Below are 21,790 nucleotides of genomic sequence, written 5' to 3'. Positions count from 1 at the left end.
GTTACCCAAAGTCAGAACTTGGACGAGTTCATCGCGCTAGCCCTGACCCAATTTTTCCAGAGCGGCTTCTGCCTGAGCCAGACCATCCCGGTTATTTTGCTGCTCATAAAGGTCGCGGGCTTGCCGAAATGCAACGATCGCCTCATCAGCGCGGTTTCGTCCTTGAAGGGCTTGACCTAGATAGAAATGCGCATCGGCATCCTGCGGTACGAGTTCAGTCAGTTCCCGGTAGGTAACGATCGCCAGCAAATAGTTTTGCTGCTCCAGATAAAGCTGACCCAGTTCAACATAAGCCTCTTTCAGATTGGGCTGCACCGAGATTGCCTGCTGATAAAGGGCGATCGCCTGCTCAACATTTCCCTGTGCCTGATAAACATCAGCAATCTGCATGCGGATCACACCGTTGCGCGGCTCTAGATCTGAAGCCCGCTTCAGCGCATCCATGCCTGCCTGAGTATTGCCCAGATTCAGCAGCGCGACACCCAGATTAAGCTGAATACTGCCGCGACGGGCATCCAACCGAGCCGCCTGCTGAAGTGCCTGAAGTGCGTCCTGATAGTCTCCTTTTTGTAGGTAGGCAGAGCCGATCGACTCATAAATGCGCGCATTGTTAGGACGCAGAGCCAGCACCCGCTGATAGGCTGCGATCGCGCCTTCCAGATTGCCCTGACGTGCCAGCACAATTCCTAGCCCCAGATAGGCATCGACATTATTGCGATCGATCTGGGTTGCGCGCTCATAAGACTGTGCCGCGTTTTGATAGTTGCCCAAGCTTGCCTGACTGAACCCCAGCGCATAGTAGAAGTCGGCGTTGTCTGATTCTAGAGAAATTGCCTTCTCATAGGCTTCTGCGGCTGCCTGAAAGTTGTTTTGTCGCGCCTGAAGAAAACCGATCGCCGAAAAAATTCGAGCATTGTCTGGGGCGAGCGTGGCGGCTTGCTGATAAACCTCGACCGCCTGGGACAGGTTGCCTGCCCGCACCAGATTTTGTCCTTGCTCAAAGAGCTGATTTAGCCGCTCGTCGTTATCCGCAGCGGTCGTTTGAGCCAGACCAGGCTGGGCGATCGTCAGCAGGGGGGGTACGCTAGCAAGACTCGCCGAAAGCAAAACGCCAACAGTGAATAGAGTAGGGCGGCGCAAGGGTAAAAAGTTCATCTAGAATCAACTTGTCAATGTGAGGACAACCAATAGATGATTCTATCAACAACCGATGTCATTCAAGGCGCGATCGTCCAGTCCTATTTGGGAGTTGTAACGGCAGAAGTGGTCTACGGTGCAAATGCACTGCGCGATTTCTTTGCTGGAATTCGGGATATCATCGGCGGACGCACTGCCAGCTATGAGCGGGTGTTTGAGCGAGGACAGCAAGAAGCCCTGGACGAACTGGCAAGACGGGCAGAACAGCTAGGAGCCAATGCCGTGATTGGAATCAAAGTAGACACAGGCACGATTAGCCTCGATCAGGCAGGTAGCCTGCTATTGATTACGGCAACAGGTACGGCAGTCTATTTTCAAAGTCCGCAGTGAGTCAGCAAGCAAATCAACAGAAACCATGTTATCCGTCAGGTAAGCAGTCTTCCCGGCTCTTGTCCCTGACTTGCACCAAAGCTGAACCGTTACGCTTCTAGCTGCTTCTAGCTAAGCCTTTATATAAGAATGCCTAGAACAGGATCTATCCTGCGAGAGATTAAGCTTTTCTTCATTCTTAGGATATGCTTTGGACGAAATAGTGAATCCATTAACCCCCGACTAGCCTGTAGGTTGGGGGATTTTGTCGTTCTTCTTTTTCGATCGCGCTTTTCCCTTCGAAACAAAGAGAATCTGCCTTTAGCTAGAGTGTCATTCGATTAACCCTTCGTCACAATCAGGCAAGTGCCCCTTACTCCAGAGAAGCCCCCGGTTCAGGTCAGCCGGGGGCTTTTGTTCGTTGAGAAGCTTGTGGACGGACTAGAGAATAGCGTCCTGATGGCATTCCGGCTCCCATTGGTGAAGCGTAAAAAGAACATTGACGGTACTGGGTTTGCCCCCTACTATGATTATTATTAGATTAAAGTAAACAAATATTAAGAACAGGCTGTTACCACTCTCATTTTTGCTCTGCCGCATTAGCTTGCTCTGCCGCATTAGCTTGCTCTGCTGTACGAACTCGTTGAGAGGGCTTTTTCAGTCCATTTCTTTCCCTATCTCAACCCGTTTCTAAATCGCGTCAATGTCCAAACAAGCTGATAAAAATTATTCGGTTCGAGTTCTGTTTAGCGTTCTGGCAACCCTGCTGATCACGGTTTTGTCTTGGTCGATCGCTCCTGTCGCTCACGCCTACAACAATCCTGAGCTGCTTCCTGATCATCAAACCCCAGTAATTGATCTGGCAGACTCTCTCACCACGACTCAGCAAGAGACATTAGAGCAGGATTTAGCCCAGTTTGAGGATGAGACAGGCTGGAAACTGCGGGTATTAACTCAGTACGATCGCACACCAGGGCGAGCTGTCAAAGACTTTTGGGGGCTGGACAACCACAGCGTGATGCTGGTAGCTGACCCGCGCGGTGGCAATTTGCTCAACTTCAGCGTTGGAGATGATCTCTTTAATTTAATGCCACGCACTTTCTGGATCGAGCTGCAAACGCGCTACGGCAATCAGTTCTTTGTACGAGACAACGGGGAAGATGCCTCGATTCTGGGTGCGCTGGGCTCGATTAAAACCTGTATCCGGCAGGGGGGCTGCCAAGTTGTACCGGGGCTTCCGCGAGAGCAGTGGATTCTCACCCTGATTACTTCGCTGATTGGCGGCGTGGTGTTTGGCTTTGCCGCTCAGCCGCGTGGCTCAAAGCAAGCCTTCTCCTGGCAGTGGGCACTGATTTTTTCACCGCTTTGGGGCATTTTATTTATTGCCTTTGGCATTGGACCTGTTGTGACCCGGACTTCAGACTGGCTCCCTCTCTTCCGCAACATTGCCGGATTTATGCTGGGCGCGCTGGTTGCATACCTGTCCCCCATGCTTCGTAATTCATCTTCAACCTCTGAAACCTGATGTTGCTCAATGACTCTCAAGGGGAAACTGCTTCCCGCTGCCCATTGAATCACTCCTTTAAGCTTGGACAGCAGACTGAATTCCGCGTATGATCTAGCAGGTCTGCGGTCTAATGCAAATGTCTCGATCGCTTTTTCGATCGCAATCTGCTCATTCCGCCTGCATCAGTCGTCTGCATTTTCGGGGTAGTGATGGAGTGGCATATCACCGATGCTGAAAGTCTCAGAATCATTGATACCGAAATCGGTGAGCATTCCTTTTCACCTTCGGAATATGAGATTGTACGTCGGATTATTTACGCAACGGCTGACTTCGAGTACAAGTCGTTGATTCGCTTTTCAGATCAAGCTCTACAAGCCGGAGCTGCTGCCCTCGCTGCCCGCAGTACGATCGTGGTCGATGTGCCAATGGTGCAGGTCGGAATCGCGCCGCTTATTCAAAGCACGTTTTCCAATCCAGTTTATTGCAGCATGGATGCACTCACTCGTCCACAGCGCGAAAAAACCCGCGTTGCCTGGGGTATCGAAACGCTGGCACATCGCTACCCAGAGGGCATTTTTGTCATTGGACAGGAACAAACCGCCCTAATTGAGCTAGTGAAATTAATCGAAACCGAAGAAATCAAGCCCGCCCTGGTGATTGGTACGCCTGCCGGATTTGTGGGGGTGGGCAAGGCAGTGGAGCGGTTAAAAGATTCGCTCGTGCCCTATATCCACATTCAAGGACGCAAGGGAAGTGCAGTGGTTGCGGCGGCGATCGTCAATAGCTTAGTTGACCTGGCGTGGCAGGCATACGGTAAGGACAATTAAATCAGCGAGGCGAATGAACTAAAGCCGAACTAAGGCTAATTGTCTCGCAGATCATCAGGATAGGAATCAAGCTGGAGCGGAGGCCTGCGCGGGGAGCGACGAGACTGCCGATCAGGGTTAGCACGATTGCCGCGAGAGCGATTTCGGTAACGCTCCGTTCTGGCTCCAGGGTCGTCAAAACGATCGTATGGCTCGTTGTTTGCAAGTCGATCGCCGTATCGATCGTCATTTTGGTTGCCCAGTTCCCCAGAATAATCGTCGTATCGCTGATCAAATCGATCGCTGCGCCGCTCCTGGAAGGAATCGTCAAAGTCCTGCGCTGACCGCTCCATGCGCTGACAGAGTTCAGCAAAAATTTGCCGCTGCAAATAGGGATAGTCAGACACCCAGAGGTCATAGTCAAGCAAATAGACATCTGAAATTTTGGAGATCAGGCTGAGATCGCGCCGATCGGACATCACTACCAGAGCTGCGCGATCGCCCGGACGAATGCCCCGATGTTCACGCTGAAGCGGCACCTGAATTTTTGTACCAAAGCCGCTATCGTCACCAATCTCCAAGTTGAGGCAGCGTTCCCGGTTTTCAATCACTACCAGATCGCCGCGCTTATTCACAGTTTCTTCTGTGCCGATCAGTTCTTCGCTAAAAAACACATCCAGGACTTCTGCCTGCAAAAAGCCGCTATATTTATATCGCCGACAAGCCAGATTTCGCTGCGTGGAAAAAAAGATGGGCGACCACAGCCAGTAAAACGCTGTCGCAAAACCAAGCATGAAAAAGATATTCCGAAACGCCCCGCCCAGAAGAAATTCAATTAGAACGATCGCCACCACCGCCGTCAGCGAAAACAGAAATCGCCGCAAAAAGTCTGAAGGTTTGCCCCAGTAATACTTGTACTGTCCTCCGGTAGCAAAGATTGGAATCAGTTCCTCAAATTTCTTGCGCGTTAAAGGAATCAACATAGCCTGAAGATGCGATCGGTTAACCGGAAAATGACGGAATCACTGCTCTGAGCCTAGCATCAGTCTGTTTGATTTGCCCCTAATCTACTCCTGATCTGCCCGCTTCCCCCTCAACTTCCCCTCAACTTCCTCCACCCCACGAACCTCAAAACCTATTAAGCCGGAAAGAGTTCAGTGCAAAAGGTAAATTTACGGATTTCTGATTCGTCGAGCCGCCGTTTCTCGTATAACTTCCGTACTTGTCTCGACGTGATAAGGCGTGGGGAAAAGACACAATGAATTCACTTCTGGAGAACGCACTCAGAAAAACTGAACAACTAGGGGGCAATTTGGTTGTACAGGTTCTTCTGGTTAAAGCGCGTCCTTACAGGTGAGACTGCCTGACCTTGGGGGCTTATAGGGTCAGGCAATTTTTTTGTCTTTTCTCACGGTATATCCTTCTCAACATAACTGCGCTCGGCAAGTGACTGAATCCTGGAGCGTATGGAGGCGCGTGAAAAGACCTGGCAGGGTGAAGCGAATATAACTTGTCTGGTTAGTTTACCTCTGGCAATGATTCGTCAAGTAATTTAATCCATTAAGCAATACGGGCAAATCGAAGTTCTGGAGAGCTTTTCAATCGTTGGCTTCGATCGTCAGCCTACAAAAAATTCCCTAAAGCCGGAGTGCAAGACGCTAAATCAGCTTCTCTCTTCAGGTAGGAGTTAAGATATTTCCAGGGTAGTAGTTCCAGGGTTATAAGTTCAGTCGGCATTTCTCCTCAATTCCTTTTCGGTCTGATTTCTACCCTTAAAAGCGGCATTTCTCAGCCTTCTTTGCAAAGAATTTGTTGCAAAGGATAAGTGATGAGTAAAACAGCTCAATCTGGTTGATCAAACAGTTCGATCGAACGCCAGTTCAAACGTCAGGAGTGGGCAATACAACCCGTTCCTGAAAAGACCTGTTTGTTATAAACAATTAGCAGTTTTTTAGAAAATTAATCCAGTTAGGAGCAATGAACGCCAGGATTCAAAGCAGATTTTTTTGAGTTCGGAACTTTAGGTCTGATGATTTTGACATGAGGAAGTTATTAAGCTGCTACTTCTGTCAATCAAAATATCCGAATTCAGTAACGCGATAAATCTAAGCCCGATCGAAACAAGTTTTTATCGTTGCATCCGTTTTATTTTCCTTTTTTAAATTCCTATGGATACTCAGGAGTCGTTGCTGTTTCCAATGGGTCTGTTCTCTCCTTTTCCTCAACCGTCAAGCGACAAAAGGCACAGTGGTGCTACAGAGCCAATTGCTTCGCCGTTACCTGAGGGGGAAATCGAGCAGTTTTTCACCTATGCGGGTAACCCTCTAGCAATCATCAGATTTGATGGTAGTTTGCAGCAGATTAACCCTGCTTTTCGCAACCTGTTCAAAAACTTCCAGTTAGAAATTACTTCCTCCTGGTTTGACCTCATTCACCCAAGCGATCGGGCGACTGTGCTAGAGCAGTGGCAGGCATTGATTCAATCTGGAGGGGCAGGGCAAATCGAGAGCCGCCTGGGGAATCAGGGCAGCCTCAATCATTCCGTAGGAGAAACGGTAAGCGATCGCTGGTTTGCCTGGCAAATGACTCCCATGGTCGAACAGCAGTTGGTCTACATCGTGGGGCAGGATATCAGCCAATATCAGCGGGCAGAAACTGAGTTGCGTCAGCGTGAGGAGCGATGGGTGCTGGCACTTGACGAGCGGAAAGCGTTAGAAGCGGCACTCCAGCAGGCAAACCAGGAGCTAGAACGGCGCGTTGCGGAACGAACTGACCAGCTCCAGCAGGCAAATGCAGCTCTGACGGAGCGAGAAGCCCTTTATCGAACACTGGCACAGCACATTCCCAATGGAGCTGTTCTCCTTTTTGATCGCGATTTACGCTATCTGCTGGTCGAAGGCGATGGACTCAAACAAGTGAACCTCGATCGCTCAAACCTGGTTGGCAAAACGCTATCGGCAGCCTTTCCGCCTGACGTTTGTGCGGCGATCGAACCCTACTATCGGGCAACGCTAGCAGGGCAGTCAATGGCGTACGAAATGCCGTTTCAGGATCAGATTTATGAGGTACACACTGTTCCAATTCACAACGAACAAGGTGAAATTTTTGCAGGAATGGTGCTGACTCAAAATATTACCGATCGCAGCCGCAGTGAAGTGCTCCTGGCAACGCAAAATTACATCCTGGAGCTTATTACAGCGGGTGCCTGTCTGAGTGAAGTGCTAGAAACCTTGGCGCAATTGATCGAAACCCAGTCGAATGAAGCAATTTGCTCGATTTTGCTGCTGGATGACACGACCAATAAACTCTATATGGCTGCCAGCCCTAGTTTGCCACAAAGCCTCTGCTATGACCTTGCTGACGGAGTTTTGGGCAACTCGATCGACACCATTTGCGGCACAGTTGCCCATACCCATCAGGCAGTAATTGTTTCTGATATTGATGCTGAGGATCGCTGGGCGGCAAGTCGGATGCTGCTTCAGCAGTACAATCTGAAAGCCTGCTGGTCTACCCCAATTCTGGACAGCCAAGGCAGAGTGTTAGGTACATTTGCCCTTTATTACCGCACGCCACGCCAGCCGGATGCTACTGAACAGCGGTTAATCACGATCGCCTCTCACTTGGCAGGTGTTGCGATCGAACGGCAGCGATCGGGTGCAGCCCTGAAACAGCGGGAAGATCAGCTCCGGCTGATCACAGAAACCATTCCACAGCAGGTATGGACAGCAACCCCTGACGGTCACATTGATTACTACAACCAGCGATGGTGTGAGTTCACTGGGAAGGCGGTCGAACAGCTCCAGAATGACGGCTGGACAGAAATTGTGCATCCAGATGATTTAGCACAAATTACCCAGACGTGGGCTGCCTCAGTAAAAATGGGCACGGAGTACCAGGCAGAGGCAAGACTACGGGCAGCCAACGGAGAATATTGCTGGATTTTAGGACAGGCGCGTCCGCTACGAAATCAGCAGGGTCAAATCGTGAAATGGTACGGCACGAATACCGATATCACCGATCGCAAGCAGGCAGAAGCCTCCCTCCAGGAGAGCGAACAGCGGCTTCAGGCAATTCTAAATCAGTCCGAAGCGGTAATTTATCTCAAAGATACCGAGGGGCGGTATTTGCTGGTCAACCGCCAGTATGAAATGCTTTGTCAGCAGACCCAGGCGCAGCAGGGTCAAACCAACGATGCAGGGCGTGAGTCGGAAGCCACTGATTTGTTCTGGTCACACGATCGCGATGTTTTAGAAGCCGGAACGCCGCTCAAGTTTGAAGAAAGGCTCTACCTGCCGGACGGTGTGCACACTTACCTCTCGGTGAAATTTCCCTTGGTCAATGTGGATGGTATACCCTACGCCGTTTGCAGCATCGCGACTGACATCACCGATCGCAAGCAGATCGACCTAGAGCGCGAACGCTTCGCCGAGCAGAGCTATGGCCTTCTGCAACAAGAGCAAACTGCCCGTGCTCAGGCAGAACAGGCAAACCGAATCAAAGATGAATTCTTAGCCGTGCTGTCTCACGAACTGAGAACGCCCCTGAACCCGATTCTAGGCTGGTCGAAGCTGCTGCAAAATCGACAACTCAGTCCAGATAAAGTGCAGCAAGGGCTGGAGGCGATCGAACGCAATGTCAAGCTTCAGGCACAGCTCATTGATGACCTGCTCGACATTTCGCGAATCTTGCGCGGCAAGCTGGTACTGGAAATGACGCCTGTTGATTTAGCTGACCCGATCGCCGCCGCTCTCGAAACCGTACGGCTTGCTGCCGAAGCGAAGGCAATTCAGCTCACAACGCAGTTTGATGCGCCGATACAGCGTGTATTTGGGGACACGGGCAGACTGCAGCAGGTGATGTGGAATCTGCTTAGTAACGCCATTAAGTTCACACCCCAGGGCGGAAAAGTCACCGTGCGGCTGTCGGTTCCATCAGAACTTGCTGCCTCAGAACCCCATGCCCTGCTGGCTCCATCCTCCCCTAGCTCCCCTGACTCCCTCCCTTCTCCTCTGGAGTCCCTAGAGCAAAAACCACCCACCTGTCAAATTCCCTTCGTCCGGATTCAGGTTGCGGATACCGGAAAAGGCATTAGCCCTAAGTTTTTGCCCCACGTATTTGAGCATTTTCGGCAGCAAGACAGTTCAACGACCCGGCAATTTGGCGGCTTAGGCTTAGGGCTAGCGATCGTCCGCCAGTTGGTCGAAGCGCACGGCGGCACGATTTCTGTGGAAAGTGCAGGCGAAGGACAAGGGACAACCTTCTCGATTTATTTGCCCCTGATGCTAATGGCTGAGCGGGCAAACGATCGTCAACCCAGCGGGCAAACCGCACCCAATCTACAAGGAGTGCGAGTCCTCCTGGTGGATGACGATGTCGATACTCAAGCATTGATTGCCTATCTGCTCGAACAGCAGCAGCTTTGCGTTACTCCGGTCAGCTCTGCCCTAGAAGCGTTAGCGGCACTGGAGCGATTGAGCTTTGATGTCTTGATCAGCGACATTGGGATGCCCGGAATGGACGGCTATACCCTGATGCGCCGGCTTCGGACACTGCCCGATCGTCAGAGCAGCAATCTTCCGGGAATCGCGTTGAGTGCTTACGCCAGCGATACAGATCAGCAGCAGGCACTTGCCGCAGGATTTCAGCAACACCTTGCCAAACCGCTTGCCCTAGAAACGCTTACCCAGGCGATCGCAGCACTGGTCAAGCCCTCAGGAAGTCTGGCAAGCCCTATCCCTCAAAACTGCATATAGTCCGGGAAGCCTTTAATGCGCTTCGATTCAGGACGCTGATACGTCAGAGCCTTGCTGGTTTGTTTCTGAAGACCAACGATCGCCTCTGCCATTTTGACGGCTGCCGCCACCGCATCAATAATGGGAATTTCGAGCCGCTCTTCCAGTGCTTTATCGAGTCCGCTCATTCCGGCACAGCCTAGACAGAGAGCTTCAGCTTTGTCTTCGGTAATGGCTAACCGTCCGGCAGTTTCCAGAGCAGCGATCGTGGCCTGACGAGCCGTTTCGGTTTCGATTACCGATAAGCCTGTGGTGCGAATCGAAACACAGCGGTGGGAAAACCCAGCCCGATGAATTGTTTTCTCGATCATGTCGAGGGCGCGGTGCATCGTCGTCACTACGCCCCAGCGAGCCGCCACCATATTCGCCACATACATACTTGCCTCCGCAATGCCAACCACGGGCTTAGTCGTCAGCTCTCGCGCCGCTTCCACCCCCGGATCACCCCAGCAAGCAATCACAAACGCATCAATTTCATCGCCCGACAAAATCACTTCTTCCAAAATGCCGGGAATCGCTAGATACTCGTCGTAATAGCCCTCGATCGACTCTGGACCCGCCTTCGGCTGCGTGGTGATAATTTCCGTCTGAGGCGAGCGGACTGCCTGAGCCGATTCATCAATGCCCCGCGTCATGGGCTCAAAGGTGTTTCCGTTAATCACTTTAATTCGCATCGCCAGTTTGCCGAAGCTGCTTAAACACAAGCTGAATCCCCAACGCCAGCAGCCCGATCGCCGCGATCACAAAGATTCCGGTTCCCATGGTGCTAATGCCGACCACAAGCGTTCTTACGGCTGCTCCGATTCGGGCTGCCAGCATATTTGTAGAAGAAAGCGGCTTTGCCGCAAACGAGGAAACAATCGATTGCGTGAGCAGATACAGCACATAGGCAAATCCTGCGGCGATCGCCGATCCGGTAAAGCAGCGCAGGGGCGTCGGCGGTACATAGCCTGAACTGTCGGTTGTTTTATTTAGCTTAGAAGGGGAACTGCTTTCTACCGCGCTTTGTCCAGACGGTTGAGGGGTTGGCTCGGTCATAACAATATCTCCAGAAAATAAAGGCGAGGGCAGATTGAACTCAGCCTCCTTTCCTTATCTTATGGAATGAACGCTGGAATGAATTCTATTGCAGCACTTGAATTCCCTGTCCGATCAAACGAGTTGTCCAGATGCCGAGATTCGGATCAGGAATTCGATCGCGCAGAGCTTGCTTCACTCGATCAGCTTCAGCCTGAGAGCCCACTAGAGCAAACACCGTGGAACCAGAGCCAGACATCATCACACCCAGCGTCCCCAGTTCGCCCATCACTCGGCGCAGATCTGCTACCTGCGGATAGGCAGGCAAAACGACTTTCTCCAGATCGTTATGCAAAAGCTGCCCGATCTGCTGACTGTTGCGCTGAGTAATCGCCGCAACCAGCTCACTTGAATGCACGCTCTTTCTGCGTCCTAACAGCGTTTCGCGATCGGGTGCGTAGGTATGCTGAAACTGTTTGCGGTAAGTCTGATAGGCCCAAACGGTGGAAACAGGCAAATCTTGATACTTCGCCAGCACTGCATAAAGCGGATCGGGACTGGTCAAAGGGGCAAGTTGCTCTCCCCGACCTGTGGCGAGCGCCGTGCCACCCATGACGCAAAAGGGAATATCTGATCCGAGGCGGGCGGCAAGTTCCTGAAGTTCCACTCGCGTCAGTCCCAAATTCCACAGCAGGTCAATGCCAACGATGACGGCAGCAGCATCAGCAGAACCACCCGCCAGCCCCGCCCCGATCGGAATATTCTTCTCCAGCGTAATCTCCACGCCGCCAAATCTTTGAAACTGCTCTGGAAACTGCTGCGCCATCAAAGCTCCTGCCCGATATGCCAGATTGCTTTGATCCGATGGGACTTCTGCATTGCTGCACAATACCTGAATTCGCTCGGTTCCGTTCGCCCGCAGCGTTAGTCGATCGGCAAGGTCAACGCTCTGCAAAATCATGGCTAGCTCGTGAAACCCATCGGGACGATCGCCAATGATCTCTAAATACAAATTAATTTTGGCAGGAGCCAGCAGTTTATAGGTTTGCATGAATAACAGCAGTGAAAAACACAGGTGCAGCAGGGTGAGCTGTTCAGGAGGATAGTTAAAATTATGTTTGTCTCTCTAGTTTTCCTGCGCTGCGAGGAACCTAGCTCACTTTAGGATCTCCAAGTCGCCTATAAAGGGGGATTTAGCGGGCAATGCAGGATCTCAAAAACGCTTCAAATCTCCTCCTTCGATCAGCCTTTAGAATTTATCACTCTTCCGATCGGCATTCTTCTAAAAATTCTGACTAAAATCTGACTAAAAAAGGTGAGCATTGCCCACCCTTACCACAAGGATTAACTTCACGCAGGTTTGATTAACCCACGGGAGCAGGACTCAGCAACGCGATCGCCTCGGTTGAATCGCCCTTGATTCGTTCCAGCTTTGCGCCCAACCCTTTGAGCTTGCCTTCCAGGTTGTCGTAGCCGCGATCGAGGTGATGCAGCCCTTGAATCGTAGTCGTTCCATTTGCCGCCAGCCCTGCCAGCACCAGCGCAGCTGAAGCCCGCAAATCCGTTGCCACCACGGGCGCACCCGACAGCAGGGGAACTCCCCGCACGATCGCAATATTGCCCTTCACCCGAATATCAGCCCCCATCCGGTTCAGCTCAGCGACATGGCGCAGACGGTTTTCAAACACCGTTTCGGTGATAATGCTATTGCCGTCGCTCAGGGTCAGGAGTGCCATGAACTGCGCCTGCATATCCGTCGGAAAGCCGGGAAAAGGCATCGTTTCAATATCGGTCGCCCGATGCTGCTGCGTCGGAATTACCCGCATCCGATCGGGAGCCTCTAGCACCACCTTCACGCCAATTTCTTTCAGCTTCGCCACCACCGCCGTCAGGTGATCCGGCACGATCGGGAACAGGCTGATTTCCGATCGAGTAATCGCACCCGCCACCAAAAAGGTTCCAGCTTCAATGCGATCGGGGATGATTGGGTAATCGGTCGAATGAAGCTGGGGAACGCCTGAAATCACGATTGTATTGGTTCCCGCGCCCTGAATGTTGGCTCCCATCGATCGGCAAAAGTTCGCCAAATCAGTCACTTCGGGTTCCTGAGCCGCATTTTCCAGAATCGTTTCCCCTTCTGCCAGGGTTGCCGCCATCATCAGGGTTTCAGTCGCGCCCACACTGGGACAGTCGAGGTAAATTCTTGCGCCCTGAAGCCGTTTTTTGCCGCCCTTGATGTGGGCATGAACGGTGCCATGCTCAATCTGCACATCGGCTCCCATTGCCTGCAAACCTCGAACGTGCAAATCGACCGGACGCGCCCCGATCGCACATCCCCCCGGCAACGGCACTCTCGCGACACCCAACCTCGCCAGCATCGGACCCACGATAAAAAAGCTGGCGCGAAGCTGACTGACCAGCTCATAGGGAGCTTTAGTCACTTCAAACTGGCTGGCATTAATGTCCAGCACGTTGCCCTGCCGCTCCAATTTTACTCCCAGAGCAGACAAAATTTCGCCCATCCGCCTGACATCGATCAAAGACGGAACGTTGCGAAGGCGACAATCACCTGAACAAAGCAGCGCACCTGCCATGATCACAAGGGCAGAGTTCTTCGCACCACTGATGCTGACCTCTCCGGAAAGAGAGTGCCCTCCCAAAATTTGCAGCATCGATTTGTCTTCTTCGGGTAGAGCAGATTGGCTCGATAGGCTAAGAGTGGAAGTAATGGCTCTGTCCTCCAAATAAGCGAATGGGGTTGGCAACTAAGTTACCTAGAAACGAAATAAATTTGGTAATGATTCTAGCGGAAAGTTTCAAAATGTCCAGAACGAGTGTAAAGGTGAGCCGCAGATTTGTATAGCGTAGGTTTGCAGAACTCGTCCGTTTCAAAAATAATTGCCGAACCAGTTGACGAATGAAAGACTTTAAGGCAAGATTAGAAATCGCGGTTGAGATGCGACACACAGCAGGCTAAACCGTTCGCCGAACCGAGCAGAAAGTCTGCAAGGAACAGGCGAGGTCGAAGAAACGTGCGGAACTGGCGGAATTGGTAGACGCGCTAGATTCAGGTTCTAGTGTCTGCAAAGACTTCCGGGTTCAAGTCCCGGGTTCCGCATTTTAAGCCAGAATAAGCTCAAGCTAAATTCAAGCGAATCTTGAGCCTGAATAAGCCAACTGGAAAAAATTAGCCTTGAAGCGATCAAGCCTGGAGAAACCTGCTCCGGGCTGGCTTCTCTGAATTAGTGATTTCCTAATGCTTTATTGTAGGGGCTGTTGCTGTACATCCACTCCTATCGATCGGATGAATCGATAGGATGAATTGAAGCACGACGGGGTAGAAATCCTGCACCTCGTCCTTCAGCCGCGATAGCCACCACAAATTTCGCCTATTCCCAGTCCACTCCAGAGCGAAAATGATAGCCTGATCGATACTGCAATTCTCTGCAAGCAGCCGACCAAGGCGAAGTAGAAGCCCCAAAATGCTGACCAGTTTGCAAAATCCTCTCGTCAAGCAACTTCGGAAACTGCACCGGGCAAAAGAGCGACGAGAACAGCAGGTGTTTTTGCTCGAAGGAACCCATCTGCTTGAAGAAGCCTGTGCGACCCATGCTGAGCTAGTCGTCGTGTGCTGTACTCCTGAGTGGCAGGCGGCTCATCCACAACTCTGGCAACAGGTGAGTGAGCAAGCCGATCGCTCGGAGTTAGTCAGCGAAGAAGTGTTGCAGGCAATCGCCACGACTGTGAATCCCGATGGCGTTGTGGCAACGGTGCGGCGAAATACTCTTACGCCAATCGGCTATGATCTGCGGCTAGCGATCGCTCTGGACAAGCTGCAAGACCCAGGTAATCTGGGAACGATTATTCGCACGGCAGCCGCTGCAGGGGCAGAAGGGCTATGGCTGACCGCCGACAGTGTGGATCTAGATCATCCCAAAGTGCTGCGAGCAACTGCTGGGCAGTGGTTTCGCCTGCCCATGACTGTTACGCCCGATCTCAAATCCGACCTGATTCAGTTTCAGCGTCACGGGGTTCAGATTGTTGCCACCCTGCCGACTGCTACCCTCACTTACTGGGAAATTGACCTGACCCTACCCAGTCTGATTCTGCTGGGCAACGAGGGAGCCGGACTGTCGCCAGATATCGCGGCATTTGCAGAGGTAGCAATACAAATTCCGCTTGTGCCAGGCGTAGAGTCGCTGAACGTGGCAATCTCCGCCGCTTTGATTTTGTATGAAGCACGTCGCCAGCGAGAACTCAAGCGAGAGTAGCAAACCGAGGATTAGAAAGGCTGAGATGAGGATTCGATTTCGAAGGCTGCTTCAAAGCAATTTCGGCTGCTTTTTCACGGTCTGCTCTATATCTGCAACCGCCTCTTCGAGAATTTGAGTTTCTTTTTCGCTCAGCAAAGAAGCAGACTGGGTATCTTGAGAAGCCCTTGGCGCACTTGCCTGGGGTGAAACTGACAATCGAGCCGACTGCTGTTCCCCCAACTGCTGTTTCCCAGGCGATTGAGAGAGCCGAGGAACCCTTCAATTGTCTTCTGGTAAAGATATTCGGAAGTCATTGAAACTATCTCTGTCGATCGCTGATGGTTTTTGAAAACGTATTCCTAGAATTCGTCCAGAAGCTGCTGATCCGATCGCACCCTGCCACGTAGGATTACGGATCTTTTCACCGTGCAAAAGCCTGACTCTTGCATAAAACATCGAAATCGCTGAGGTAAATTAGGTAAACAGTTGTCTAATCGTCCCTTCAACACCGAAAATGGAAGACTGAGCATTGCAGAGGAAGAGCGAAGTGAGTCACGAATTCGACTACGATTTAGTGATTATTGGGGCGGGCGTAGGTGGACATGGAGCCGCGCTGCATGCCGTAAGCTGTGGGCTAAAGACTGCCATTATTGAAGCAGAAGATATGGGGGGAACCTGCGTCAACCGCGGCTGTATTCCTTCAAAGGCACTACTGGCAGCTTCTGGGCGAGTGCGGGAGCTGCGAAATGCTCATCACCTGAAAGCATTCGGAATTCAGGTTCAACAAGTTTCATTCGAGCGGGAGTCGATCGCCGCCCATGCCAACAATCTGGTTGCAAAAATTCGAGATGACCTGACGAATAGCCTGAAGCGGCTGAAGGTTGAAACGATTCGCGGGCGCGGTCGAATTGCAGGTCCGCAAAAAGTCACAGTGACCTCCAGCACAGGCGAAAAGACGATTACCGCCAAAGACATTATTCTCTCGCCGGGCTCTGTGCCGTTTGTGCCGCCAGGAATCGAGATTGATAATAAAACAGTCTTTACCAGCGATGACGGTGTTAGGCTCGAATCCCTGCCTAACTGGATCGCGATTATCGGCAGTGGCTATATCGGTCTGGAGTTTGCTGATATTTATACTGCGCTAGGCAGCGAAGTGACGATGATTGAAGCCCTCGATCAGCTGATGCCTGGTTTTGATCCCGACATTGCGAAGCAGGCACAGCGCGTTTTGATTGCCCCTCGTGATATCGAAACCAAAGTCAGCACCTTGGCAAAGCGAGTGATCCCCGGTTCGCCCGTAGTCATCGAACTTGCAGACGCGAAAACCAAAGAAGTCGTTGACGTGCTGGAAGTCGATGCTTGCCTCGTTGCAACCGGACGCATCCCTGCCACCCAAAATTTGGGGTTGGAAGCTGTCAGCGTTGAACTCGATCGCCGAGGCTTTATCCCCGTGAACGATCGCTTAGAAGTTCTTGTAGACGGTCAGCCTGCGCCCCATCTCTGGGCGATCGGCGATGCCACTGGAAAAATGATGCTAGCTCATGCGGCTTCGGCGCAGGGCATTATCGCCGTTGAAAACATCTGCGGTCGGTCGCGCATCGTGGACTATCGCAGCATTCCAGCCGCCGCCTTTACCCATCCCGAAGTCAGCTTTGTCGGGCTCACCGAACCCGCCGCCCAGGAACTTGCCAAAGCCGAAGGCTTCAAAGTGGCAACGACACGGTCGTACTTCAAAGGCAACTCGAAAGCGATCGCCGAGGGCGAAACTGATGGAATAGCAAAAGTGATTTACCGCGAAGATACGGGAGAAGTGCTGGGCGTTCACATCCTGGGACTCCACGCCTCTGACCTGATTCAGGAAGCCGCCAACGCGATCGCAGAAAGGCGATCGATCAAAGACCTCGCCTTTACTGTTCACACCCATCCCACGCTATCTGAAGTGCTAGATGAGGCGTATAAGCGGGCAGTTGTCGCGCATTGATGAAGGGATTGGGGCAGTGAGGGAGTAAGTAGGTGGCTCGGTGGATGAGGGGAAGCTGGATCCCTGGGGCAATTCTGCTCCCTACTTCTTTATCCTGGCTCCCTTGACTGCCTTTATTTCATCACCCTTTACCCCCTGCTTCTTTCATCTGCCCACTTCTTTACTGCCCACTTCTTTACTGCCCACTTTTTACCCCTTACCTCACCCTTCCCTCACCCATACACCCCCTCACCGACTCCCTTCAATGCAAATCCGTCGCCGCCAACCTAACCCCACGATCGCTGTCGAGTTTGTCCGCTATCAAGCTCAGCTTCAAGATGCGGAGCCGCGCCATATTCTTGAAGAGATCGTTTGGCAGAAAGAAAAAGAAGTCGATAAAATGCGGGAGCGTCTGCCCCTGATCGAGCTTCAGCAACAGGCAAAAACTGCGCCGCCTGTCCGGGATTTTCTGGCTGCACTCAAGTCAGCTCCCAGTCATCCTGCCCTGATCGCGGAAGTGAAGAAGGCTTCTCCTAGTAAAGGCATACTGCGGGAAGATTTTGATCCAGTGGCGATCGCCCAATCTTACGCTCAAGGAGGAGCTGCCTGTATCTCGGTGCTAACCGACGAAAAATTCTTTCAGGGCAGCTTCGAGAATCTAAAGCAAATCCGAGAAGCGATCGATCTTCCGTTGATTTGTAAGGATTTCATCATTTATCCCTATCAAATCTACCTGGCACGAAACAACGGAGCTGATGCCATCCTGCTGATTGCAGCAATTTTGCCAGACAAAGACTTGCAGTATTTCCTGAAAATTGCGCGAGTTCTGGGCATGACCGCTCTGATCGAAGTGCATACCTTGGCGGAGCTCGATCGCGTCCTGGCTTTGGAAGGAGCGACGTTGGTGGGGATCAACAACCGCAACCTGGAGAATTTCACGGTAGATCTGCAAACGACTGAAGATTTGCTAGCGGCACGGAGCGAGGAAATTCGAGCGCGTGAAATCCTAATAGTCAGCGAGTCCGGGCTGCATACTCCAGCGGAACTAGAGCGAGTTCGTCAGGCAGGTGCAGGGGCAGTCTTAATCGGAGAATCGCTAGTCAAGCAGCCCGATCTTCAGCAAGCCGTTGAAGCGATTTTGGTAAATTCGCGCCGCTGAGCGATCGATTTACTCGCAGGTTTAAAGATTTAAGTGCATACTTAAGTCATGTTGCAGCTTTTTTACAATTCCTAATCCCCAGGTTGCATGGAGCCTATTCCTCTTCCTTCACATATCCACTACGAGTTATTGCTCCAACTGCTTGAACGTCAAACTATGCAAGCAGTTGGATATCAATCTCCCCAGCAGGAGCAAGTGCATGAGCTAATCATCACTTTGCGAAAAGCCTTGTCTCAGCAAAAGCACTTCGAAGAGAGCTGCCAGCGAGCCAATTTGCCGATCGATTACCGCTGGTCGCTGAACTCCACTTCGGCAAACTCACTACCACCGGATCTGTGTCAGCCTCAATCCTAAGCCCAGGCTTGTGCTGGACAAGTGGTTTGACCTGAAAGTAAGTGTTGCTTAAGCAGCAGGCTTAAGCTCTCTTTTTCCTGACAGAACCTCTTCCAGATTAAGTTTTAAAGTCCCTGGCTAATCAGTCTCTGACAAATAGAAATTTAGGGGGCGATTCAGAACCCCTAATCCTGAATCAAACATTCTCCAAGAGTGGCAGTTCAAGAAATTTAGATTGGAAAAGTGCCACTTTGGAATTCATCCGGTAGACTGTTGGCAGCGTCTTTTAGACGGATATTGACCGGATTCTTTCCTGCGTGATTCCCTGGAGGTTGGGAGTGTCCCAGTCCGATGCGCTACACGATCGCAGCATGATACCTCATCCTTCCGCGATGCCAGCAGAGACGATTCCATCCGAATCCACCAGTTTGGCAGAGTCGGGGTTGTCAATTACGGCTGCGGACTATCAGGCATTGCTGAATGAGCTGGAGCAGGCGCGAGACCTCGATCAAGAGCGGACAACTCGCATCCATCACCTGGAGCAAGCTCTCGATCAGGCACTCGCCTATCTGGATGAAGTCAGAATTCAGGTGCAGGAGCAAAGCATTCTTGAAAAACAGCTTGCTGTCACCGAAGAATTTTCTCAGGTGCAGCAGCAGGCGATCGCCCGACTCAAACTTCAGCTTTCGGAGCAGCAGCAGGCAATCGAAACCCAGCGGATCGAAACCCAGCAGCGCGATCAGGCGATTCAGGAGCTATTGCAGTCGATCGAGGCCATGACTCGGCTTCAGCAGCAGGAAGTTGAGCGGTTGCGGCTGCGGCTCGCACAGGATCAGCTCGAAAATCAAAATCAGAGACACCGCCTTGCCAAGCAGATTCAGGACTTACAAGACGCCCTGGACCTACGCCAACAGCGCGTCGTTGAACTCGAATCGGAAACCCTGGCAGCACGATCGCTTTCGGTAACCCTTCAGGGACAGCTCGAAGTCGCTCAACAGCAGATTCACGAGCTTTCAAACCATCTTTTTCAGCAGCAGAGCAGCTATTCCCAGCTCGAAGCACAGCTCAAGCGAATGCAGGCTGCCCTGGTCGAACAGCAGCAGCGTATTGCCCACTGGCAGCAGGTAATTCATCGTACCGAGAGCCAGGGCAAAACCACTCTGGAACGAGATCTAGAAGCCGCCCACCGCCAGGTCGAAAATCTGGAGCAACAGCTTGTTCAGTACACCATTCAGCAAAGCCGCTGGCAGCAACAGCAGCAAGAGCTAGAAGCAGAGCGGGAGCTGCTCCAAGAACGACTCACAACGCTAGAACAACGCATGGCAGAAATGCAGGAGCAGATTTTGCATCAAGCACAGCAGGGAACAGAGTACGAAACTGCTGTGCAATATTGGAAAGATCACTACAATCGCGGGCAGGGACAGATCGCTCAGATCAAAGCCTTAATTCAGCAGCTTCTTACCCATCACGCCTCGGCTCATGCTCTGCCCCCAGAGTTGCTCCAGTCGTTTCAATCGGTTATGGCTCATTCTGCGGAATCTTCTTCCAGCGTTTCTCCGCTACGGCTCACAACGGTTGAACTTCCCGATTTTCTGGTGCGTCGTCGCGCCCAAAATGTAAAAGATCAGGGCAAAGATTCAGGTGCAGGAACTAATCAGGCTTAGTCCTCTTCCTGGTTCGCCAAACGCTTTCATGCTTGTGTTTCAATCCAGACGATCGCACCTTGAGTTCAGACAAAATTGACTTCAGACAAAATGCATTGGGCAGAATTGCTAATCCTAGTTCCCCTTATTTCCCCGATTCCTGCTCCTTCCCAGAGCCATCTCCCAACTGCACCCCATTTGCCTTCCTACATTCCCTCGATTCCCTTATCATCCTTGCAACGTCATGACTGCCTGAAATTTAGAGAATGACAACGTTAGCTTCTGAGCATCAAAAAATTGGATAGGCTTAAAAGTTGTATGATCAGGGTTTGAATCTTATCACAACGAACTCCACAGATCAGAGCAGCAGGACAGAGCAATGGACGATAAGTTAATGTTGATGATTCCGGGTCCAACCCCTGTGCCCGAACAGGTATTGCTGGCACTGGCAAAGCACCCAATCGGACATCGCAGCGGCGATTTTGCCAAGATTATGGCAGAAGTGGTCGAGGGCTTGAAGTGGCTGCATCAAACGCAAAACGATGTGCTGATTCTGGCAGCCAGCGGCACCGGGGCAATGGAAGCCGGAATGATCAACTTCCTGAGTCCGGGTGATCGAGTCCTAGTGGGCAACAACGGCAAATTTAGCGAACGCTGGGCAAAAGTTTGTCAGGTTTATGGCGTCAACGTCGAGCAGGTCACCGCAGAATGGGGCAAGCCTGTTGATCCTGAAGCTTTCCGGGAGCGTCTCGAAGCCGACACCGAAAAGCAAATCAAAGCGGTGATCGTCACCCACAGCGAAACATCAACTGGGGTATTGAACGATCTGGAAACGATCAGCCGGTATGTGAAAGCGCACGGCGAAGCTCTGATCATGGTCGATGCTGTTACCAGTCTAGGTGCAACCAGTGTACCGATCGATGAGTGGGGCTTAGATGTCGTCGCATCTGGTTCACAAAAAGGATTCATGCTGCCGCCCGGATTAGGATTTGTCGCAGTTAGTTCCAGAGCCTGGAAGTCATACGAAACCGCAAAACTGCCGCGCTTCTACCTGGATCTGGGCAAATATCGCAAATCTGCAAAAGAAAACAGCACCCCCTTTACTCCCGCAGTCAATATGTTCTTCGCGCTTCAGGTTGCTCTGAAGCTAATGCAAGCAGAAGGGCTAGAAAATATCTTCGCTCGCCATCGTCGCCATACCGAGGCGACCCGCGCTGCTATGAAAGCCTTGGGACTGCCCCTATTTGCGGCTGACTCGAATGCAAGCCCTGCGATTACTGCCGTTGCTCCAGTCAATGTCGAAGCTGAGCAGATTCGATCGATTCTGAAGAAGAAATTTGATATTATCCTGGCAGGCGGACAAGATCAGCTCAAAGGCAAAATCTTCCGAGTCGGACACCTGGGATTTGTCAGCGATCGCGATATTCTGACTGCAGTAAGTGCGATCGAAGCTGCACTGCAAGAGCTGCACTACGAGAACTCATCTCCTGGCGCTGGCGTTGCTGCTGCTGCTCAGGTATTAACTCAAGCGTAATTCTGCTCAATTTCATCGAATATCTCAACGAGAGGCGAATTATATTTTGCCTCTTTTTGCATTCTTTATAGTAAAAGAGCTGTGCTCATTCAATTACTGCTCCAGGATAGGGAGGCATAATTATCCCAAATTTTTCCTGCCGGCTTTGCAGCTAAATCTGTTGCATTGTCAACCTTTGAGAATTGTGTTTGGACAATTTCCCCATCAGGAACGCCTTCTTTGCCGCGCTTTTGCTGATTAAATTGTACGCCTACAGCTCCCGAAAAGCTTTCACCTAGCA

Annotated in this window: 19 protein-coding genes and 1 tRNA gene; 12 read left to right on the top strand and 8 right to left on the bottom strand. The window is 51.6% G+C overall.

Annotation, left to right across the window (positions count from 1 at the left end):
• Window positions 1-36 precede the first annotated feature (36 nt).
• Window positions 37-1,155, bottom strand: coding sequence for a tetratricopeptide repeat protein (locus H6F80_RS25000; protein ID WP_190794222.1), 1,119 nt, complete (start codon window positions 1,153-1,155; stop codon window positions 37-39).
• 36 nt (window positions 1,156-1,191) lie between these two features.
• On the opposite strand from H6F80_RS25000, the gene H6F80_RS24995 reads away from it, so the two are divergent.
• The 4 genes from H6F80_RS24995 to H6F80_RS24980 all read left to right on the top strand — a co-directional run bounded on the left by H6F80_RS24995 (window position 1,192) and on the right by H6F80_RS24980 (window position 3,840).
• Window positions 1,192-1,527 carry a YbjQ family protein gene (locus H6F80_RS24995; protein WP_190794221.1) on the top strand — a complete coding sequence of 112 codons (336 nt, stop codon included), beginning with the start codon at window positions 1,192-1,194 and terminating at the stop codon, window positions 1,525-1,527.
• Window positions 1,528-1,872: 345 nt separating this feature from the next.
• Window positions 1,873-2,046, top strand: coding sequence for a hypothetical protein (locus H6F80_RS24990; protein WP_190794220.1), 174 nt, complete (start codon window positions 1,873-1,875; stop codon window positions 2,044-2,046).
• A 163-nt stretch (window positions 2,047-2,209) separates the two neighbouring features.
• Window positions 2,210-3,031 (top strand): TPM domain-containing protein, encoded by an 822-nt coding sequence (locus H6F80_RS24985; protein WP_190794219.1) that lies wholly within the window; start codon window positions 2,210-2,212, stop codon window positions 3,029-3,031.
• A 191-nt stretch (window positions 3,032-3,222) separates the two neighbouring features.
• Window positions 3,223-3,840: a precorrin-8X methylmutase gene (locus H6F80_RS24980; protein ID WP_190794218.1), complete on the top strand. Its 618-nt coding sequence runs from the start codon at window positions 3,223-3,225 to the stop codon at window positions 3,838-3,840.
• A 35-nt stretch (window positions 3,841-3,875) separates the two neighbouring features.
• Here H6F80_RS24980 and H6F80_RS24975 read toward each other — a convergent pair whose 3' ends face one another.
• Window positions 3,876-4,802, bottom strand: coding sequence for a DUF8619 family protein (locus tag H6F80_RS24975; protein ID WP_190794217.1), 927 nt, complete (start codon window positions 4,800-4,802; stop codon window positions 3,876-3,878).
• 1,185 nt (window positions 4,803-5,987) lie between these two features.
• Between H6F80_RS24975 and H6F80_RS24970 the strand changes: the two genes are divergently transcribed.
• Window positions 5,988-9,572, top strand: a complete 3,585-nt coding sequence (locus H6F80_RS24970; RefSeq protein ID WP_190794216.1) for a PAS domain-containing protein — start codon at window positions 5,988-5,990, stop codon at window positions 9,570-9,572.
• Here H6F80_RS24970 and H6F80_RS24965 read toward each other — a convergent pair.
• The 4 genes from H6F80_RS24965 to murA form a co-directional block, all read right to left on the bottom strand.
• Window positions 9,557-10,285 carry an aspartate/glutamate racemase family protein gene (locus tag H6F80_RS24965; RefSeq protein ID WP_190794215.1) on the bottom strand — a complete coding sequence of 243 codons (729 nt, stop codon included), beginning with the start codon at window positions 10,283-10,285 and terminating at the stop codon, window positions 9,557-9,559. The two genes, H6F80_RS24970 and H6F80_RS24965, sit on opposite strands and share 16 nt — an antisense overlap.
• Window positions 10,275-10,649 carry a DUF3082 domain-containing protein gene (locus H6F80_RS24960; RefSeq protein WP_190794214.1) on the bottom strand — a complete coding sequence of 125 codons (375 nt, stop codon included), beginning with the start codon at window positions 10,647-10,649 and terminating at the stop codon, window positions 10,275-10,277. Before H6F80_RS24960 ends, H6F80_RS24965 begins: the two co-directional genes overlap by 11 nt.
• An 85-nt stretch (window positions 10,650-10,734) precedes the next feature.
• Window positions 10,735-11,679: a 4-(cytidine 5'-diphospho)-2-C-methyl-D-erythritol kinase gene (gene ispE / locus H6F80_RS24955; protein WP_190794213.1), complete on the bottom strand. Its 945-nt coding sequence runs from the start codon at window positions 11,677-11,679 to the stop codon at window positions 10,735-10,737.
• 313 nt (window positions 11,680-11,992) lie between these two features.
• Window positions 11,993-13,393, bottom strand: a complete 1,401-nt coding sequence (gene murA, locus H6F80_RS24950) for a UDP-N-acetylglucosamine 1-carboxyvinyltransferase (protein ID WP_518523645.1) — start codon at window positions 13,391-13,393, stop codon at window positions 11,993-11,995.
• Between the two features lie 269 nt (window positions 13,394-13,662).
• Here murA and H6F80_RS24945 point away from each other — a divergent pair.
• Window positions 13,663-13,746, top strand: a tRNA-Leu gene (locus H6F80_RS24945).
• Between the two features lie 364 nt (window positions 13,747-14,110).
• A complete protein-coding gene (locus tag H6F80_RS24940) occupies window positions 14,111-14,899 on the top strand; it encodes a TrmH family RNA methyltransferase (RefSeq protein WP_190794212.1) in 789 nt (262 codons plus the stop codon).
• A 51-nt stretch (window positions 14,900-14,950) separates the two neighbouring features.
• Here H6F80_RS24940 and H6F80_RS24935 read toward each other — a convergent pair whose 3' ends face one another.
• Window positions 14,951-15,097, bottom strand: coding sequence for a hypothetical protein (locus H6F80_RS24935; RefSeq protein WP_190794211.1), 147 nt, complete (start codon window positions 15,095-15,097; stop codon window positions 14,951-14,953).
• A gap of 331 nt (window positions 15,098-15,428) precedes the next feature.
• Here H6F80_RS24935 and lpdA point away from each other — a divergent pair, with 331 nt between their 5' ends.
• The 5 genes from lpdA (at window position 15,429) to H6F80_RS24910 (ending at window position 21,510) form a co-directional block, all read left to right on the top strand.
• Window positions 15,429-16,862 carry a dihydrolipoyl dehydrogenase gene (lpdA, locus tag H6F80_RS24930; protein WP_190794210.1) on the top strand — a complete coding sequence of 478 codons (1,434 nt, stop codon included), beginning with the start codon at window positions 15,429-15,431 and terminating at the stop codon, window positions 16,860-16,862.
• A gap of 40 nt (window positions 16,863-16,902) precedes the next feature.
• Window positions 16,903-18,000, top strand: a complete 1,098-nt coding sequence (gene trpC / locus H6F80_RS24925) for an indole-3-glycerol phosphate synthase TrpC (RefSeq protein WP_518523644.1) — start codon at window positions 16,903-16,905, stop codon at window positions 17,998-18,000.
• 87 nt (window positions 18,001-18,087) lie between these two features.
• Window positions 18,088-18,354, top strand: a complete 267-nt coding sequence (locus H6F80_RS24920) for a DUF5340 domain-containing protein (RefSeq protein ID WP_190794209.1) — start codon at window positions 18,088-18,090, stop codon at window positions 18,352-18,354.
• Window positions 18,355-18,671: 317 nt separating this feature from the next.
• Window positions 18,672-19,997 carry a coiled-coil domain-containing protein gene (locus H6F80_RS24915; RefSeq protein ID WP_190794208.1) on the top strand — a complete coding sequence of 442 codons (1,326 nt, stop codon included), beginning with the start codon at window positions 18,672-18,674 and terminating at the stop codon, window positions 19,995-19,997.
• Between the two features lie 358 nt (window positions 19,998-20,355).
• Entirely contained in the window at window positions 20,356-21,510 is a 1,155-nt protein-coding gene (locus H6F80_RS24910) for a pyridoxal-phosphate-dependent aminotransferase family protein (protein WP_190794207.1), read from the top strand.
• An 89-nt stretch (window positions 21,511-21,599) separates the two neighbouring features.
• On the opposite strand, the gene H6F80_RS24905 is transcribed toward H6F80_RS24910, so the two are convergent.
• Window positions 21,600-21,790 (bottom strand): hypothetical protein (locus tag H6F80_RS24905; RefSeq protein ID WP_190794206.1); only part of this gene is annotated, 191 nt, incomplete at its 5' end.

The sequence above is a fragment of the Leptolyngbya sp. FACHB-711 genome, from assembly GCF_014695615.1.
GTDB lineage: Bacteria > Cyanobacteriota > Cyanobacteriia > Elainellales > Elainellaceae > Leptolyngbya_A.
Note: the sequence above shows the minus strand (reverse complement) of the source record. Positions and strands in the feature narration are given on the sequence as shown.

What these genes read in the sequence shown, in the direction of transcription:
- H6F80_RS24995 (WP_190794221.1), top strand. Translation starts at nt 1,192, where the DNA reads ATGATTCTATCAACAACCGATGTCATTCAAGGCGCGATCGTCCAGTCC.
- ispE (WP_190794213.1), bottom strand. Translation starts at nt 11,679, where the DNA reads ATGCAAACCTATAAACTGCTGGCTCCTGCCAAAATTAATTTGTATTTA.
- H6F80_RS25000 (WP_190794222.1), bottom strand. Translation starts at nt 1,155, where the DNA reads ATGAACTTTTTACCCTTGCGCCGCCCTACTCTATTCACTGTTGGCGTT.
- H6F80_RS24980 (WP_190794218.1), top strand. Translation starts at nt 3,223, where the DNA reads ATGGAGTGGCATATCACCGATGCTGAAAGTCTCAGAATCATTGATACC.
- H6F80_RS24970 (WP_190794216.1), top strand. Translation starts at nt 5,988, where the DNA reads ATGGATACTCAGGAGTCGTTGCTGTTTCCAATGGGTCTGTTCTCTCCT.
- H6F80_RS24920 (WP_190794209.1), top strand. Translation starts at nt 18,088, where the DNA reads ATGGAGCCTATTCCTCTTCCTTCACATATCCACTACGAGTTATTGCTC.
- H6F80_RS24985 (WP_190794219.1), top strand. Translation starts at nt 2,210, where the DNA reads ATGTCCAAACAAGCTGATAAAAATTATTCGGTTCGAGTTCTGTTTAGC.
- H6F80_RS24940 (WP_190794212.1), top strand. Translation starts at nt 14,111, where the DNA reads ATGCTGACCAGTTTGCAAAATCCTCTCGTCAAGCAACTTCGGAAACTG.
- H6F80_RS24965 (WP_190794215.1), bottom strand. Translation starts at nt 10,285, where the DNA reads ATGCGAATTAAAGTGATTAACGGAAACACCTTTGAGCCCATGACGCGG.
- H6F80_RS24975 (WP_190794217.1), bottom strand. Translation starts at nt 4,802, where the DNA reads ATGTTGATTCCTTTAACGCGCAAGAAATTTGAGGAACTGATTCCAATC.
- H6F80_RS24910 (WP_190794207.1), top strand. Translation starts at nt 20,356, where the DNA reads ATGGACGATAAGTTAATGTTGATGATTCCGGGTCCAACCCCTGTGCCC.
- H6F80_RS24960 (WP_190794214.1), bottom strand. Translation starts at nt 10,649, where the DNA reads ATGACCGAGCCAACCCCTCAACCGTCTGGACAAAGCGCGGTAGAAAGC.